Raw genomic sequence first — 17,906 nt, 5'->3', positions numbered from 1 at the left:
AATTTTAAACTTTTCCATAAAAAAAAAGACTCTTTCTTTTAAAGAAAGAGCCTCTTCTCATGACCCGTACGGGATTCGAACCCGTGTTACCGCCGTGAAAGGGCGGTGTCTTAACCACTTGACCAACGGGCCAATATTCAATTGGTAGCGGCGGAGGGAATCGAACCCCCGACCTCACGGGTATGAACCGTACGCTCTAGCCAGCTGAGCTACGCCGCCAAATCAACTGCATCTTTATGTTCATGTAAAATACGCACATGTTCTATAATACATATGAACATGAGAGCCGTCAACAATAAAATAAAAAAATAATTTTCGGACAATTTAAATACACCACCTGAATCTTCAGGTGGCGGTCTGCGATCATCTATAACATTAACAGCAGCAAGTTACCCCCTTCTTGCTCCTCTCCCTCCTCGTCTTGATTCAGTGTGACGCCGAAGTGAAGCAAGACGGTCCTCGCTCTCTTTTAAAAAGCGGCTCATTTTTTGCTCAAAACTTTCTTTGGAACGATGATCATGTTTTTTTGGACGATCTTTTGCCTTTTTGATGGACAATCCGATTTTTCCGTCTTCTTCTACATTAATAACCTTGACTTCAACCTCATCGCCGACTTTTAAATGATCATGAATGTCTTTCACGTAATTGTCAGCAACTTCACTAATATGAACAAGTCCTGTTGAGCCTCCTGGCAGCTCCACAAATGCTCCAAAATTCGTAATGCCAGTTACTTTACCTTGTAACTTGCTGCCAACTTCAATTGACATAAAAAAAATGCTCCTCCTTAAATCATAAAAAAATTAAAAATAATTTATTTAATTATACAAAAATAAAAAAACGGGGTCAATATTACTGTTCATTCCCCGGAATATTAAAAATGACTTCTCCTTCATCAGATAAAAAATAATCTTTTCTTGCAAGCTTTGTGATATATTCTTCATCCTTCAGCTTGATGATTTCCGCCTTCAAATCTTTTTCCTCTTCTTTTAAATTCTCCAGTTTTGTTTCAAGCTGTTTTTTTTCTTCAAGCTTCTTATTGATAGCAATTGATTGAGAAACGAGCGTTGACGCCATAATCGCAATACAAGTAACAGCCATTATACCAAATGCAGCTAACCGTCGAATTAGCCCTCGTTTTCTTCTTTGTCTCATCTCAGCTTTAACTTCTTGTCCAGGTTCATTTGTTTGCTGCAGCATAGCTACATTCAACTCTCGTTTCTCTCTCATTCCTGCAATCCCTCCTAAATTTAGCGGAACCGACGATACAGCTTACGTAACATATTCTTTATATTTATGAATATTCCTTCTATGATTTGTTTCGAATGCAGCATCTTTTGCTTTATTGGTTGAGGAGCTTTTCCCCAAAGTATGTTCAATCCCCATAGTAATGGCGCTAATAATATTTTACATAACTTGAATAAGAGTTGTGAAGACCATTTGATAACCTTCCATAAAAATAGTAAAAGAGACATAGAACATGCTATCGCCATATGAACTATCCATTTAATAGGATTGATAAGAAGCAGTAAAACGATTTTTACAAAAAATTGGTATATAGAAACAGCGATTTTTATCATAATCCGCAAACATGCCATGTATCCGTTCCGTAGGAGGCTTTGATAGGCGGCAAAACCGCATAAAAGTGCTAAAAATACATAAAATCTTAATTCCCCTTGATTTACATACAATAGAACATAAAAAGTTAAAAGTCCTTGAACCGCCCAAAATACTAAATCGTTTAAAAAAACAACCCACCTTTTTCGATCCCATCTTTTTAAAAAAAAATTGTAAGTATCAAGTGCGGCGCCTAGAAAACTGCCCATGCCGATCATCGCAATCATGGTGTAAAATTGAGTGGTAAGGGTCATTTAAACAACTTGCTAAAAATGCCTTTAGCCTTCTCCGAGCTGAAATCATCTAAATAAGAAACTTCATAAATTTTTCCTTTTATGGATACGACGCCTTTATCGACATCCAAGTTTTTCATTTGTAAATGTTCTCCCCGAACCGCGAGCGGACCCATTACCGTCTCAAGCAAAAATTCCTCATTATCAAAGCTTTCCACCTGCTTCACGCCAGAAATATCTAACAGCTTCCGGTCCTTCATGACTACATTATGCTCCTGCACGGTTTCTTTATGTGAATGGTTACCGCCATAATACTGGCTCATTATCATCCCCCCGCACTCTAATTAATGGATGCTTTCCTTTTACATTTTTATGTAAGATGTGCAGGGTTTAGAACAAGCCTTGTTGTTTCCTTGTACAATACAGGGAGCGTTTTATAAATCTGTCCTTTGTTCTTCCTTCAAAATGGTATAAAGATTTTTTGCCTCTTCCTTCTTTACTGTTTCATTTATAGATTCGATTTTTATTGTCACTACCTTATGTCCAAATTGAATGGACAGCTCGTCGCCAACCTTCACATTGGAGCTCGCTTTTGCTGGATGCCCGTTGATTGTCACTCTTCCTTGATCTGCCACTTCCTTGGCAAGCGTGCGTCTTTTCACCAGCCTCGATACTTTTAAAAATTTATCTAATCTCATGTCCGATCCCTCTCTTTCATTTTAGCCTCTTCCCAATATTGATCCATTTCTGCCAAAGACATACTTTTTAAATTTTTCCCAGCATCACGGGCCTTTTGTTCTATAAACCGAAATCTCCGCGAAAACTTTTCGTTTGTCATGACTAATGCTTCTTCAGGCTCAATTTCGTAAAATCTTCCAACATTAATAAGAGCAAACAGAATATCGCCGAACTCTTCTTTTGCTTTTTCCGTTCCGCCATCTCCATTATCGATTTCCTTTTTAAACTCCTGCAGTTCTTCTGACACCTTCTCCCAAGCATCCAGTACATCCGGCCAATCGAAACCGATTTTCGCCGCCTTTCTTTGATATTGATAAGCTTTTGACAGAGCTGGGAGCGCCTTTGAAACAGAATCTAAAAGTGATTCGCTCTCATTCCTGTTTTCAGATTTTTTTGCTTCCTCCCAGTTCTTTACAGCTTCTTCTGCATTTTGTGCCTCGACATTGCCAAAAACATGGGGATGGCGGCGGATCATTTTATCTGTTAACATGCGAATCACATCATCAATGGTAAAAAATCCTTCGTCATCTCCAATTTGGGCATGAAGCACCACCTGAAGCAAAACGTCTCCGAGCTCTTCAATCATATGATCAATATCATTTTCATCAATAGCTTCAATCAGCTCGTAGCATTCTTCAATTAAGTACCGCTTTAATGATTGATGGGTTTGCTTTCGATCCCACGGACAGCCGTTTGGCCCGCGAAGTGTTCGAATGACGTTTCGCAACGCTGAAAAGCGATGATACAGCAATTGTTCATCCTTGACCGGCGGGATGTATAACGATGTTAAATTGCTCAGTTCTACACATCTATCCATTTCATATAATCGAACTTTTTTAATGTCCTCGTATTTGCTCCCTGCAGCCGTTACGAGGTAAACTTCATAATCGAACGGCAAGTCTTCCATTAACGTCAATTTCACATCCGATGCAATCATCTTGTCATAAACTTGGCAAATAATCAAATGCTGCCGAAAGGAAAGCTCTTCCCGCTTCATATCCTGCGCATCAATGAATTGCAAGCCTTCGACAGGATCGATGCGCAGAGCTTGAAACATTGCATCCAAAAACGATTGTCCGCCCTGTATCGACACATTTACTTTTCCTTGCTCCATTTCCTTCAGCAAAAGCTGAACGGTTTTTTCTGCAACAAGCGGATGTCCAGGTACCGCATATACGATATGCTGATATTTTTCTGCTTCCTCCAATAGTTTTTTTGCAATTTCCGCATAAACATCTTCAAATTGATCAAACATTTCATAAACGGAATCGAAAGACTGAAACGAGCCAATTTCGTCTTTAATTTCACTTAAAACAGGATGATCCTCTGTTCTTACAAATAGCGGCAGACTGGAGGTCAAAATTTTAAAAACCCCTAGCGGCAGCTGATCGACATCCCCCGCGCCCAGGCCAACAATCGTAATTTGCTTATCCATTTTCCTTCCTCTCTTTCCATGCACTGATCAAACAAACCAGTTTATTTTTAAAAGGCAAGCTCTCTATTTCCTTCCCTGTAAAAATGGCTGATTGGATGATGAAAAACATATACACAGCCGCTCCGAAAACGACAGCTGTCAATGATTGAATGGAAGCGCTCATACGCGTTTCGTCTGATATAAAAAAATCAAATAGAAAAAAGTAAAGCTTGATCGATAAAAACATGACAACAGCAGAGCCAATCATTTTCCATACAGCCTTGAAAGAAGCTAACTTATATTTTTTCCGATTTAAAACCGCTAGATTCAACAAGCACACGACTCCATATCCGCAAACAGTCGCCAATGCCGCCCCGTATGTATGGAAAAACGGAATGAAGCATTCATTGAGTAAGATTTTCACGGCTACTCCGGCTAAAACAGATAAAGCCGGCCAGACGGTTTCATTGACTCCTTGCAAAATGCCGGCAGACGTTATCGCAACCGAGCTAAATAAAATCGAAATGCTGAACACCGATAATACGCCCGCCCCTTTTGTATCGGCAAACAGCATGAAATCAACTTGCTCGATGATGGAAATTAAACCTACCGTAGCCCCGATGGCGACAATCAAACAAATTTTAAAAGATAAGGCGACATGCTGCTGAATATATTGAAATGCTTTATGCCGAAACGATGAAATAAGCGGAACAAGAGACAATGCGAGAGATGTAGCTGCAACCGTTCCTACCTGCAATAGCGGTTGTCCCCGATCATATATGCCTTTTGCTATTTTCGCTGCTTTAGGATCTGCACCGCTGCTGACCATCAGTTTATACAGCTGAAATGAATCTGCCAATTGCATAAAAATCATCAGCATGCTCGTCAAACAAAAGGTCACAGTATAAATCAGCAATTTGGTTAAGATCTTTTTCACAGATACAGCCGCTTCTTTCGATGATCGGGAAAGCGGTAACGGCACTCTTTTTTTCCAATATACAAGCAAAAGCATAAACGCCCCGATATATCCAATGAGGGAGCTAAAAATGGCGCCGGCAGCTGTTTCATAAAGATCGAATCCATTATAAACGAAAAAGCAAGTGATCGATAAAAAAGCACCGACCCGTATAGCTTGTTCAACGATTTGCGACAAAGATACCGGCAGCATTTCATGGCAGCTTTGAAAAACGCCTCTTAGCATTGAAATAAATGGAAAAAACAGAAACGAACATGCAGCCGCTTTTAATAAAAGCGCCAGTTTCGGATCACCCATCCAACGGGCAAGCTTGTCAGCTCCTAAAAACAAGCTCGTGAACGAAAACAGACTGATCAAAGCAAAAAAAGAAAAACAGACGACCAATATTTTCCGGAAATTTTTAAAATTGCTGCCATCGCTATACTCATTCAGCAGCTTTGACAGAATAACCGGAAATCCCGTTGTCGATAAAACCATGACAATTGCTAAAAACGGATATATTTGCTGATAAATATAAAAACCGATATCCCCTACAATATTTTGATAAGGAACTCGGTAGATAGCACTTAATCCTTTCGTAATGATTCCAGCAGCCGTCAATAAAACCGCACCTTGCAAAAATTTGTTCGTTCTTGCTTGTGGCACATTTTGAATCACACGTTTACTCCTTCCAAAATTCATGTTTCATCTTTTTCCAGCATATTATAACATAATCTCGTCCACATTCGGCTGAAAGAGAATCTTTAGAAAAAGAGTGCTCGGCTAAACTTCACGGCTTTTAAGTCCAAATTCCGGCATAAGTTCCGTAATTGAACTACCACTAGGCTAAAGCCGTAGTGGATTCTTAGGTAGAAGGTTCTAATGAACCTTAATTTACTAAGCTATCCCCGTAGTCCCTACGGTTAGAAGCCTTATGGCTTCATTTTTGATATTGATACTTGCGTTAATATCTCGGTCATGATGGGTATGACAATTAGGACACTCCCATTCACGCAACGCAAGATTTTTAACGTCTTTGTTTTGGTAGCCACAACACGAACAAAGCTGACTAGATGGAAAATTTTTCGCCACCGTTACAACTTGCTTTCCGTACCATTTCGCTTTGTACTCTAACATCGTTCTAAATTGTGACCATGATACTTCACTAATCGCTTTGGCTAATTTATGGTTTTTCAACATATTAGATACCTGCAAATCTTCAATACCAATTGCATCGTGGTTTTTGATGATTTCGGTAGAGATTTTATGCAAGTAATCATTTCTAGTGTTTGTGATTTTTTCATGAATACGAGCCACTTTAATACGCTGCTTATTCCAATTTGAACCACCTTTCTTACGTCTTGAAAGAATACGTTGTGCTTTCGCTAGCTTATCTTCTAATTTACGAAACCATTTGGGATTGGTATATGTTATTCCGTCTGAAAGAATAGCAAAGTCCTTTAAACCAACATCTATGCCAACTGCCGAGTCAGTTTTAGGCAACTCTTGTACTTCTGTTTCAGTAAGGATTGAAACAAAATATTTACCAGTTGGATTACGTCTAACAGTCGCACTAAGAATACGACCTTCTACTTCTCGACTTTTGGCAAACTTAACAAGACCAAGTTTAGGTAGCTTAATTTTGTTATCTATAATGGCAATGTTTCCGTTTGTATATTTAGTCGTGTAAGATTGAACCTTATTCTTTTTGGACTTGAAGCGAGGTGCATCGTTTTGCTTCTTAAAGAAGCGAGAATAAGCATCAGCAAGGTTTTTGAGTGAAGATTGAATTGCAATACTGTCGACTTCTTTTAACCACACTAATTCCTTTTTTATTTGTGTTAATTGAGAAGAACAAGCGTTATAAGTCAATCCTTTACCTGTTTCTTTGTAAGCATCATTCCATTTTGCTAAAAAATGATTAAATACAAATCGACAGCAACCAAATGTTTTATTAATTAATATTTCTTGTTCTTTGTTTGGATAGATTCTAAATTTATATGCCTTATTTACCATCATTGATTTTCACCTCCTTTTAATATATACTATAAGTATATATGTAGTATTAGTATATGTCAATAGTATATACTTAAAAGGAGTGAAACCAATGGAACGTATAGCAAAGTTGATTAAATTTCCTGTCGATTTAGTAGTGCGGATTGAAGAATACAGGGAAAAACGCAATATCCCAACCTTTGCAGGTGCTGTTTATGAGCTAATACGCAAAGGCTTGGATAAGGAATGAAATATGTTTCCGAAATTAGGGCTTACATCCCCTAGCCTAAAGGCATAGGGGTTTTACGCCCATCATATAAAAAAATCCTAACACATACCCCATTTAACCTTCGTGGTATCGCAATACTAGAGACACCTTACCTGAAAGGTTTATTTTCTGCTCCTTGCCACGCTCAATAAAATTTAACAGCGATGAAATGCCTGCTATCCTGTTGACTATTGTGAAGGGAATTGGCTGTCCGCCCTTCGAAGTGATGAGCTTTCTTGGCAAATTCATCGGCAGGATTTTAGAAAAATTCCCCAAAATAAGAAGGTGAATTAGAGGAACAAAAGGTTTTAGTCTGTTCCTAAAGAGGAAAAACAAAACTTCAACAAACCGTGTCGAAATATCATATAGATGAACTTTGAAAATGATGGAAATAAATCCATCCAACACAATCATGTTTTACGTTGTAGCTTTCCATCCGAAAGATGTTTTAAACAGGTAGCGCCGTCGTTCGTTAAATACGTGAAGAGTGGAAATAATCGAGTAGGAGGGAGCGATTAACTCCCGTCCTCTCACACCACCGTACGTACGGTTCCGTATACGGCGGTTCAATTAAGATAATTGACGCAAGTCTTTATAACTTCCGTGAATAGCTGTTCTCTTTATGCCAGTGGTCACTCCACCCTCCAAGAGATCTCCCACGGGATTCACCGCTTCCTCCCTCAAGTGAGGTACTACGTTTTCTGTGTTCATCATGACTCACTGAATGCCAAGGGCTATTCTCTCTTAATTGTTCGGTCCTTCTTAGTTGTTCTAGACCAACTAATACTATGACCTCTGCTGACTTCTGACTGTTCAGCTATCTATCACTAGATAGGTTACCAAGGTTACTTGGCGTGCCAGCCAGACCTCCCCGGGTAAGAGTGTAATCTTTCCTTCCATCCATCTGCTTCATTTACTCTGTATCACCTTCGGCAGAAAGGGCTTTGTTTTGTCTTGCAAACTCACCCAGTGATACCTAGCCTCATATGAAGTTCGTGTTCCGAGAGACCCAAAGTTTGCCGCTCGCTTCCTTCAGATTCCGCGTCACCACGGACACCCTTGCGTTAAGCTAACTGCTACTTCTGCCTTCGCAGCTCGGGACTTTCACCCTATAGATTACACCCATGCCGGGCGCACAAGAAGAGACCACAGAAACTGTTGTGAATTCTGTGGTCTCTTTTATTAACGTGGTGTTGGAGACAGTCTGCTTGTGGAAGAAGTAAAAAAGTAATTATTCCCTTTATTGTTCCATTTGTCTTGCCAAAAAACTAGCGGCTGTCTCAACTGCCTTACTTTCTACTTCTGTTAAAGGCTGCTCTTTCGAAAATATGACAACAGCCCCGATAGGATCACCGTTTGCAATGATCGGTCCAATGCAATAAGATTTTACTTGTTCTGTTACACCATCAGCGATTTCAATTTCTTCTTCTTCTGAAATGAAAACCGATTGCCGTTCATCCATCACCCGTTCCAGCAGCTCGCTTATATTTTTATTCAAATACTCTTTTTTCGAAACTCCGGAAACAGCAATAATAGCATCACGATCACATATGAGAACGGGGCTGTTTAAGCTATCGAATAACGCTTCAGCATATTCTTTCGCAAAATCACTCAATTCACTGATTGGGGAGTATTTTTTCAGTATTACTTCACCATCTCGGTCAACGAAAATTTCTAATGGGTCGCCTTCACGGATACGCAATGTTCTTCGAATTTCTTTAGGAATGACTACACGGCCTAAATCATCAATCCGTCGAACGATACCAGTTGCTTTCATCTTATGCTGCCTCACTTTCATCTAAAGATTAGTAAAGTAGCGATTGCCCTTTTTCCATTTTTGGAACAATCACCATCGTTGAAATTAGTATCCTTCACTAACCACGTAATATACATGATGAAAGCGAATTTTTTCCAAACACTGCTTAAAAACCCATTGCCAGCATTTCCATTTTAACCCTGTTTCAATATTAGCCGGCAGAAACTTCTTCTTTCTTTGCGTCTTTTAAGCCTGCCAACAGCTTCATTAAAATAGACAGCCATTTTTCAGTTTCTAAATTATGAATTTGCAATGTTAATTTCAGCCTTTTCCCTTCCATGCCAAACCCGACTATGCGACCGAATTCATCCGTTAGCTCGAACAATTTTTGTCCGTCAAAGGAGCTGCTTGCTTCCTCTGAAATAAGAATCGTGATAAGATCTTTCGTTTGTTTAATGACTTCGACTTTTTCTTGCCGTGCATATAACTTTAGCTTCGCTACTTTAAACAAAAAGTCTACTTCCTTTGGATACTCGCCAAATCTGTCCAATAATTCTTCATGCAGTTCCTGTAAATCATCAAACGTTTCGATGCCTCTAAACCTTTTGTACATGTCAATCTTTTGTTTTCCATCATCAATGTAAGACTGCGGAATGTAGGCATCTAATTCAAGCTCAATTTCAACTTCCCTTTTTGTCTCTTTTGGCCGTTCACCTTTCCGTTGTTCGATCGCTTCCTTCAGCATTTGGGAATATAAATCAAAACCTACCGAATCAATGAAGCCATGCTGTTGAGGACCTAACAAATTACCGGCTCCCCGAATGGCCAAATCACGCATCGCAATTTTAAAACCTGAACCTAATTCAGTAAATTCTTTAATGGCCTGCAATCGTTTTTCAGCAACTTCTGATAAAACTTTGTCCTTCCGGTAAGTAAAATATGCGTAAGCGACACGATTGGAACGACCGACACGCCCGCGCAATTGATAGAGCTGAGAAAGCCCCATTTTATCGGCGTCATAAACAATCAATGTATTTACATTCGGAATGTCCACACCTGTTTCAATAATAGTTGTGCTGACAAGCACGTCATATTGGCCATCCAAAAAGTTTAATATTACCGATTCAAGCTCATTTTCAGACATTTTTCCATGTGCAAAGGTTACTCTTGCATCTGGAACAAGCATAGAGATTTCATTGGCTTTCCGGTCGATATCCTCAACCCGGTTATATAAAACGTATACTTGACCTCCTCGCGCTAATTCACGTTCGATCGCTTCTTTCACAAGCATTGGGTTATATTCCGCTACATATGTTTGAACAGGAAAGCGATTTTCTGGAGGAGTTTCAATAATTGATAGATCACGCACGCCGATCATGGACATGTGGAGTGTTCTTGGAATCGGAGTTGCCGTTAAAGTTAACACATCAATGTTTGCTTTCATTTGTTTTATTTTTTCTTTATGTGTAACTCCAAATCGCTGCTCCTCATCAATAATCAACAAGCCTAAATCTTTAAATTGAACATCTTTGGAAAGCAAACGATGTGTTCCAATGACTAAATCGATCGTTCCATTTTTCAAGCCTTTAATCGTTTCATTCTGCTCTTTTCTCGTCCGGAAGCGGCTTAATACACCAATGTTAATTGGGTAATCTTGAAAACGATCCCTGATCGTTTCGTAATGCTGCTGCGCTAAAATGGTTGTCGGAACAAGAAAGGCAACTTGTTTTTGATCCATAATCGCTTTGAAGGCAGCCCGAATCGCCACCTCGGTTTTCCCATATCCGACATCTCCGCAAAGAAGTCGATCCATCGGCCGCTCCCGTTCCATATCCTTTTTCACCTCTTGAATGGAACGAAGCTGATCTTCTGTTTCTTTATAAGGGAATGTTGCTTCAAACTCCCTTTGCATTTCCGAATCAGGGCTGAACGCATAGCCTTTGCTTGCTTCCCGCTCAGCATACAGTTTAATTAAATCGTCAGCAATATCTTGAACAGACGATTCCACTTTTTTCTTGACTCTTTTCCATTCGTTTCCGCCTAATTTGTAAATTTTCGGCTCTTTTCCTTCTGTGCCCACATATTTTTGAACTTGATCAATTTGTTCAACTGGAACATACAGTTTGTCATTTCCTTGGTAACGAATGTGCAGATAGTCTTTGTGTATACCGTTAATTTCTAAAGTTTCAATTCCAAGATATTTTCCAATCCCATGATTAACATGTACGACATAATCTCCCACTTCAAGCTCAGAATAGCTTTTAATTCTTTCTGCATTTGAAAGCTTCTGCCTTTGCTGTCTTCGTTTAACCCTCTTTTTGAAAAGTTCTTCTTCCGTTATGACCGCAAGTCGTCCTAAAGGAAGTTCAAAGCCTGTCTGTAAATCTCCTTTTAAAATGTGCAGCCCCTTTGACAGAATGTGGTTTGAATCAGAAATGACCGCTTCAATCTCATAGTCTCTAAGCACCCGTTCAAGTCTTTTGGTCCGTTCATCATTTGCACCGAGAAAAACTACGGTGTAATTTGCCTTGATCCAGCGATCAACTTCTGATTTCAACAAGTGCATTTGTCCATGGAAATTTTGCATCTGCTTGCAAGACACGTTCATCAAATTTTGCGGGTTTGTATAGGGGACGTGCCGCAAAAACAGTGATAAATAAACAATTGGATAAGATGTGTCACGTATAAGCTGGTAGTATTTATGGGACACTTTCGCATCATGGACAATTTTCCCTTGTTCCAGTAAAGAAGTAAACCATTCTCCTTCTTCATTCTCAAGATGATCAACCATTTCATGCACACGGCTTACTTCATCAATGACAATAACTGTATCCGCAGGGAAATAATCTAGCAAACTAGCAGGTTTGTCATAAAAGAATGAAAAATATTTAAAGAACTCCTGATCCTTCTGCCTATTTTGCAATTTTTCCAGATCATAGCGGATATTTTCTATAAATAAATTTTTGTGCTCATCTTTTTTCAATTTCTTTAAGCTGTTTGATAAAGCCGTTTCTAACTGCTTCATTCCTTTTTCATAATGGCTGTCCGTTAAAATGATTTCCTCTGCCGGTCCGATTGTCACTTCTTGAATCATTTCAATCGATCTTTGGTCTTCAAGACTGAACGTTCGGATTGAATCTACTTCCGTATCAAATAGTTCGATGCGAATAGGATGTTCCTCCGTTAAAGGATAAATATCAATAATTCCACCGCGCACGCTGAATTCCCCAGGAGCAGACACCATGGAAACACGTTCATATCCCATTGAGTGAAGATGCGGAAGGTTCTCGTTTAATTCAAATGTTCCTCCAACAGAAATAGAAAGCTGATGGCTTTTCCATAACTCTTTCAGTGGGAGCATTCGTCTTAATGCAGCAACAGGGGCTACAACGATGCTTTTTTCACCTTTACATAAACGATTCAACACTTCCATCCTTTGTGATTTTAGCTCTGGACTTGCGACTGCGATCTCAGATGCGATCAATTCATTTACAGGATACAAATAGACGGAATCGCCTAGTAAATTATTTAAATCTTCATAAATGATCTGAGCTTGATAAAGGTTATGAGTCACAACCAGCATCGGTTGTTTGATATCTTTGTAAAAAGCGGAAATAAATACAGACCTTGCTGAGCCAGAAAGTCCGGCTACCATTTGTTCTTTCAAACCTTCTTTTATACCGTCTACAACTGCTTGAAAGTCGTTTTGCGCATAAAAAAATTGATACAGGCTTTCCAATCTCCAGCCTCCTCTCGACAAATATAAAAATGCTTTGGAAATTTTGAAATCAAGTTTCCAAAGCTTTTACTGTATAAAATTTTCATATTGATGAAAATCGGGATTTCGCTCTAGCGCCTCCTGACAATCTTCACAAATACTTTTGACATGAATATCACCGTTTGGAAGATACTCGATCATTTCTTTCCGCTCTTCATTCGTTAAATGATGAAATCCTAAATCGACGCTAAAAACAGATTTTTCAATGCTACCAATTTTGACGCCGCAATGGCGGCAATAATAATGAAGCGGCATCCTCCAACCTCCTGCACTTGTGGAATGAAAGGTTTTATGATTATTATGAACGGCAGGAGCCATTTTTATACGTTTGTTAATTGTATTCGTTCATGACTTCTAAGAATGGCGTGTGTATCCATTTTTCACATGCACTAGCCGATCGATCAACGGAATGTTGAATATGGTGCATTTCTTCTTCTGTAAATTTTCCTAATACATAGTCGACGATATCCATCGCGTGTTTCGGACGGCCAATCCCAATTCGAATCCGTTTAAAATCTTCCGAACCTAAATGCTGAATGATAGATTTCATTCCGTTGTGACCACCAGCACTCCCTTTCATTCTAAGGCGAATCTTGCCTACAGGCAAATCTAAATCGTCATATATTACAACCAACTGTTCAGTTGGGACATTGTAATAATTCAGTAAAGGACGAATGCATTCACCCGATAAATTCATAAATGTAAGCGGTTTTATCAATAATATCTTTTCATTTGAAAAATGACCGATACCGTATATCCCGTTAAATTTGCTTTCATTTAAAGATATGTTTAAACGCTTTGATAATTCATCAATTACCATAAACCCAACGTTATGTCTAGTTTGTTCATATTTTTTTCCAGGATTGCCAAGCCCTGCTATTACTTTCATGAAATGTCCCCCAATTTTTTATGATAGTGAGATGACAATTAATAGCATAAAAGACGTAACCAAAATAGGTTACGCCTAATTTATTCTTCTACAGCTCCGTCTTCCTTCTCTTCACTTTTTTGCTCATCAGCCGTATCCAAGTCTTCATTTTCCGGCGGCAGGATGGTTGCCACAACCGTTTCAGGCTCATCTAAAATTTTAAACTGTCCATCTGTTTGAATATCTTGTACATGGATTGTATCATCTATTTCTAAGTTTGTTACATCGACTTCAATCGTCGAAGGAATATGAGCAGGTTTCGCTCTCACTTCCACCTCATGTGTTGTCTGCTGCAGCACACCGCCCTCTCTTACTCCTTTTGCTTCTCCAATTAAGACAATTGGTACTTCGATATCTACTTCATCATCCATATCGACAACATAAAAATCCGCATGTATAATCGTGTTTTTCATTGGGTCATGCTGCAGTTCGTACAGGAGGGCTTGATGGTTTTCGCCGTCAAGCTGAATGTTCAACATCGCATTGCGCCCTTGTTCGCGCAAAATTTTTAACAATTCCGATTCGCTCACTAAAATCGCTTTGTTCTCTTGTTTTTTTCCGTAAATTACGGCAGGAATTTGTCCTTGCTTTCTAGCTTTTCTTCTTGACGAATTGGTAAATGATTTTCTTTCTTTTGCATGTATGACTGCTGTCATGGTAATCCCCTTTCTTTCAGACTTTTTTTCTAATAACTCAATTCGAAAAAAGCCTTCTTACTACTATTGGTTTCCCATCATCACAAAGTCTAAACATGCTAATGAAAGAAATAATCAACTCACAACTCGCAAAGAAGATCCCTATAATATTATAATCTGCTAAAATCGTTTAAAAGTCAAAGACAAAATATTAGTCAAAAAGCACGCTGACCGATTGTTTTTCATGAACACGGATGATCGCTTCACTTAGCAATGGAGCGACAGAAAGCTGAATCAGCTTTTCAATTTTTTTCTCTTCCGGCAAAGCGATTGAATTCGTTACGACTAACTCTTTAATCTTCGAATTTTGAATTCGTTCTATCGCAGGTCCAGACAACACCGGGTGTGTACAGCAGGCATAAACTTCCCTTGCTCCATGCTCTACTAGAGCATTTGCCGCAAGCGTAATCGTTCCTGCTGTATCGATGATATCATCAATTAAAATGGCTGTTTTGCCTTCGACATTCCCAACAATGTTCATAACTTCAACCATATTTGGCTTAGGACGGCGCTTATCGATTATGGCAATTGGCGCCTTCAGCCGATCTGCCATTTTTCGTGTTCTCGTCACACCGCCATGATCAGGAGAAACAATGACAATATCATCAAAGCGTTTTTCCAAGAAATAATCTGCTAAAATCGGCACTCCCATTAAGTGATCGATAGGAATGTCAAAGAAACCTTGGATTTGCGGCGCATGCAAATCAAGAGTAATCATCCTTGTCGCGCCTGCAGTTTCCAATAAATTCGCAACAAGCTTAGCAGTAATAGGTTCTCTTGCACGTGCTTTCCGATCCTGCCGCGCATAACCATAGTATGGCATAACAATATTAATGGTTTTGGCAGATGCACGTTTAAGCGCATCAATCATAATGAGCAATTCCATTAAATGCTCATTGACTGGATCACTTGTCGATTGGATCACGTATACATCGCAGCCGCGAATGCTTTCTTCAATATTAATTTGAATCTCCCCGTCACTAAATCTCGTAACCGAACTTTTTCCCAAATCGACTCCTACTATATCCGCGATCTCCCTGGCAAGGGCTGCGTTTGAGTTTAAAGAAAAGATTTTTAAATTTTCGTCTTTATAACGATTTTTTGTCATTGTAAAGGGACCCTCCAAATTACGATTTTTTACCATTCATTTTTTCGATGACGTATCTCTCTTTATTCACTTGACGAGCCCTTGCGATCGATAATGCGCTGCCAGGGACGTCATCTGTAATAGTTGATCCGGCTGCTACATATGCTCCTTCGCCAATCGTAACCGGCGCAATAAGGTTTGAATTACATCCAATAAAGGCTCCGTCTTCGATTTTCGTTAAATATTTATTTTTCCCGTCATAGTTAACTGTTATCGAACCGCAGCCAAGATTCACCCCATTCCCAACTTCTGCATCTCCAATATAGCTTAAATGGGATGCTTTCGATTCTTTTCCAATTTTAGATTTTTTGACTTCGACAAAATTCCCAATTTTTACTCCATCGTCAATAACGGAGGCTGGGCGAATGTGTGCGAACGGACCGATGTTAACCTGATTTCCGATCTGACTGTCATGAACAACAGAATGACGGATGTTCGTATTATGGCCAATTTGGCAATCTTTAATTTCGGAGTTGGGACCGATTTCACATTCCTCTCCGATGACCGTTTTACCGATAATGACTGTACCCGGATAAATGACAGTATCTTGTCCGATCTCTGCATCTGCTGATATATATGTATTATCAGGATCGACAATTGTAACTCCGTTTTTCATATGCTTTTGATTGATTCGCCTTTTCATAATAAGCTCCGCTTGCGAAAGCGCTATGCGGTCGTTTACCCCTAACGTTTCTTCAAAAGAATCTGTTTGAAACGCTGAAATGATTTCGCCTTTTTCCTTCAAAATCTCAATTACATCCGGCAAATAATATTCGCCTTGCGCATTGTCATTATTGACATGCTTTAAAGCTTCAAATAAGGAAGCGTTATCAAAGCAATAAGTTCCCGTATTAATTTCTGTCACAAGACGTTCACTTTCTGTAGCATCTTTATGCTCAACTATTTTTTCAACCAGCCCTTCTTCATTGCGGATCACTCGTCCATATCCAGTCGGATCATCCGCTTCTGCTGTCAGAATGGTGGCTTTTGCTTTCGTTTCCAGATGATGCTTTAACAATTTTTCAAACGTCTCGCTGGTGATCAGCGGCGTATCGCCACAAACAACAATTGTCGTTCCTTCTTTCCCCTCAAGATATTGAGCCGCCTGCAAAACAGCGTGAGCAGTTCCAAGCTGCTGCTCCTGCAAAACATACAATGTCTGTTCGCCGAGCTCTGATTTTACTTTTTCCGCACCATGACCGACGACGGTAATGATTTCGTCAACTTGAAGCTTGGAAACATTGTCTATCACATGCTGTACCATAGGTTTACCGCAAACAGGATGCAGCACTTTATAGAGCTTTGATTTCATTCTTGTTCCTTGCCCGGCTGCTAAGATGACTGCAAAACATTTCTCCATTTATAGGCCTCCAATACCCTTTTTATCCATAAAAATCTTATCTTAAATAATGTTCTATTTCAAGAAATCTTGTGTGATTCCGTAAATTTCCGTTTCACTCTATTTTTCTCGAAAAAGGTACAGAAATAGGATAGGAATTTTATTAAAAATCTACGAGGAAGCCCTAAATTTTATGCTTCTTCCCTCTTCTCTAAAGGCCGGTTTTGATACTTTGACGAAAAAACAAGAAGGAAAAGAACACCTGATTGGAGGCCTTAACACAAAAAAAATTCATTTCAGCAGAACAATATTGCCTAAAGTTTTTTTGATTTATTCGATTGCTTCCTTTCGATGAACCAGATTTTCTGACAGTGGCTGAACGTAGAAGGTTATACTTGGATGCATTGTTGTTCAACGAAGTTGATTTACGATTTACAGCTCTGCATTTCTTCGTTTTTTCAAATGCCGATGTATGAACATGAACATTAATTTTTGAAACAAATACCATTTCCTATACAACCATCAGACTTGATGATCAATAGCTGCATAACAATTGAGTATGTAAGAAAAACAAAGGAGGCCATCTATTCTTTTGCAAACGTTTACTAAATCGTATTAGTGAACAGATCCTTTAAAAAAGAAAGGGTCTTAAGCTGAATGCTTTAAGCCCCTTCTTTTACATCATATTTTTATGAAGCCCCTGCTTCTTCATATTCAAAATCTTCCGTCTCACCTAAACGGTGATATTCAGCTAGAACAGCGTCTTGAATTTTACCGCGAGTATTTGAATTAATAGGATGTGCAATGTCTCGAAACTCTCCATCCGGTGTACGTTTACTAGGCATTGCTACAAAAAGGCCGTTATTTCCGTCAATTACACGTATATCGTGGACGACAAATTCATTATCCAATGTTATGGACGCAATCGCTCTCATCCGACCTTCTGTATTGACGCGGCGCAATCTTACATCTGTCACTTCCATCCTGTTCACCACCTTTTTCTTCGCAAAAACTTTAGTAACCATAATTCAACAATTCAACGGATT

17 protein-coding genes and 2 tRNA genes are annotated in these 17,906 nt (G+C 39.2%); 1 reads left to right on the top strand and 18 read right to left on the bottom strand.

What is annotated here, in order from left to right; all coding sequences use genetic code 11:
- Positions 1–60: 60 nt before the first annotated feature.
- The 10 genes from NSU19_RS00370 to tnpB form a co-directional block, all read right to left on the bottom strand.
- Positions 61–132, bottom strand: a tRNA-Glu gene (locus NSU19_RS00370).
- A 10-nt stretch (positions 133–142) separates the two neighbouring features.
- Positions 143–219, bottom strand: a tRNA-Met gene (locus NSU19_RS00365).
- A gap of 170 nt (positions 220–389) precedes the next feature.
- Positions 390–767 carry a S1 domain-containing RNA-binding protein gene (locus NSU19_RS00360; protein WP_063387569.1) on the bottom strand — a complete coding sequence of 126 codons (378 nt, stop codon included), beginning with the start codon at positions 765–767 and terminating at the stop codon, positions 390–392.
- 82 nt (positions 768–849) lie between these two features.
- Positions 850–1,227, bottom strand: a complete 378-nt coding sequence (locus NSU19_RS00355) for a septum formation initiator family protein (RefSeq protein WP_063387570.1) — start codon at positions 1,225–1,227, stop codon at positions 850–852.
- Positions 1,228–1,247: 20 nt separating this feature from the next.
- Positions 1,248–1,823 carry a spore cortex biosynthesis protein YabQ gene (gene yabQ / locus NSU19_RS00350; protein ID WP_240326796.1) on the bottom strand — a complete coding sequence of 192 codons (576 nt, stop codon included), beginning with the start codon at positions 1,821–1,823 and terminating at the stop codon, positions 1,248–1,250.
- Between the two features lie 41 nt (positions 1,824–1,864).
- Complete coding sequence (gene yabP, locus NSU19_RS00345; RefSeq protein ID WP_063387572.1) at positions 1,865–2,170, bottom strand: sporulation protein YabP; 306 nt, start codon at positions 2,168–2,170, stop codon at positions 1,865–1,867.
- Between the two features lie 111 nt (positions 2,171–2,281).
- A complete protein-coding gene (locus NSU19_RS00340; protein ID WP_063387573.1) occupies positions 2,282–2,545 on the bottom strand; it encodes an RNA-binding S4 domain-containing protein in 264 nt (87 codons plus the stop codon).
- Positions 2,542–4,020: a nucleoside triphosphate pyrophosphohydrolase gene (gene mazG, locus NSU19_RS00335; RefSeq protein ID WP_339198222.1), complete on the bottom strand. Its 1,479-nt coding sequence runs from the start codon at positions 4,018–4,020 to the stop codon at positions 2,542–2,544. The genes NSU19_RS00340 and mazG overlap by 4 nt, the downstream gene beginning before the upstream one ends.
- Positions 4,013–5,632: a polysaccharide biosynthesis protein gene (locus NSU19_RS00330; RefSeq protein WP_339198219.1), complete on the bottom strand. Its 1,620-nt coding sequence runs from the start codon at positions 5,630–5,632 to the stop codon at positions 4,013–4,015. Before NSU19_RS00330 ends, mazG begins: the two co-directional genes overlap by 8 nt.
- A 219-nt stretch (positions 5,633–5,851) precedes the next feature.
- The gene (tnpB, locus tag NSU19_RS00325) at positions 5,852–6,973 is read right to left on the bottom strand and encodes an IS200/IS605 family element RNA-guided endonuclease TnpB (RefSeq protein WP_327864142.1); all 1,122 of its coding nucleotides are present in this window, start codon (positions 6,971–6,973) and stop codon (positions 5,852–5,854) included.
- A gap of 88 nt (positions 6,974–7,061) precedes the next feature.
- Between tnpB and NSU19_RS00320 the strand changes: the two genes are divergently transcribed.
- Complete coding sequence (locus tag NSU19_RS00320; protein ID WP_198318550.1) at positions 7,062–7,199, top strand: hypothetical protein; 138 nt, start codon at positions 7,062–7,064, stop codon at positions 7,197–7,199.
- Between the two features lie 1,258 nt (positions 7,200–8,457).
- On the opposite strand, the gene spoVT is transcribed toward NSU19_RS00320, so the two are convergent.
- The 8 genes from spoVT to spoVG all read right to left on the bottom strand — a co-directional run bounded on the left by spoVT (position 8,458) and on the right by spoVG (position 17,843).
- On the bottom strand, positions 8,458–8,994 hold the full coding sequence (gene spoVT, locus NSU19_RS00315; RefSeq protein ID WP_063387575.1) for a stage V sporulation protein T: 537 nt from the start codon (positions 8,992–8,994) through the stop codon (positions 8,458–8,460).
- Between the two features lie 190 nt (positions 8,995–9,184).
- Positions 9,185–12,712, bottom strand: coding sequence for a transcription-repair coupling factor (gene mfd, locus NSU19_RS00310; RefSeq protein WP_339198214.1), 3,528 nt, complete (start codon positions 12,710–12,712; stop codon positions 9,185–9,187).
- Between the two features lie 66 nt (positions 12,713–12,778).
- Positions 12,779–13,006, bottom strand: a complete 228-nt coding sequence (locus NSU19_RS00305; protein WP_063387577.1) for an anti-sigma-F factor Fin family protein — start codon at positions 13,004–13,006, stop codon at positions 12,779–12,781.
- Positions 13,007–13,082: 76 nt separating this feature from the next.
- Complete coding sequence (pth, locus tag NSU19_RS00300) at positions 13,083–13,640, bottom strand: aminoacyl-tRNA hydrolase (protein ID WP_063387578.1); 558 nt, start codon at positions 13,638–13,640, stop codon at positions 13,083–13,085.
- A gap of 80 nt (positions 13,641–13,720) precedes the next feature.
- Positions 13,721–14,335 (bottom strand): 50S ribosomal protein L25/general stress protein Ctc, encoded by a 615-nt coding sequence (locus NSU19_RS00295; protein WP_339193745.1) that lies wholly within the window; start codon positions 14,333–14,335, stop codon positions 13,721–13,723.
- A 190-nt stretch (positions 14,336–14,525) separates the two neighbouring features.
- Positions 14,526–15,482, bottom strand: coding sequence for a ribose-phosphate diphosphokinase (locus tag NSU19_RS00290; RefSeq protein WP_063387580.1), 957 nt, complete (start codon positions 15,480–15,482; stop codon positions 14,526–14,528).
- Positions 15,483–15,501: 19 nt separating this feature from the next.
- Entirely contained in the window at positions 15,502–16,881 is a 1,380-nt protein-coding gene (gene glmU / locus NSU19_RS00285; protein ID WP_066247215.1) for a bifunctional UDP-N-acetylglucosamine diphosphorylase/glucosamine-1-phosphate N-acetyltransferase GlmU, read from the bottom strand.
- 668 nt (positions 16,882–17,549) lie between these two features.
- Positions 17,550–17,843 carry a septation regulator SpoVG gene (gene spoVG, locus NSU19_RS00280; RefSeq protein ID WP_063387582.1) on the bottom strand — a complete coding sequence of 98 codons (294 nt, stop codon included), beginning with the start codon at positions 17,841–17,843 and terminating at the stop codon, positions 17,550–17,552.
- Positions 17,844–17,906 lie beyond the last annotated feature (63 nt).

The organism is Aeribacillus sp. FSL k6-2211, from assembly GCF_037966125.1.
GTDB lineage: Bacteria > Bacillota > Bacilli > Bacillales > Aeribacillaceae > Aeribacillus > Aeribacillus composti.
The sequence above is the reverse complement of the archived record's forward strand: the minus strand, read 5'-3'. Positions and strand labels throughout refer to the sequence as shown.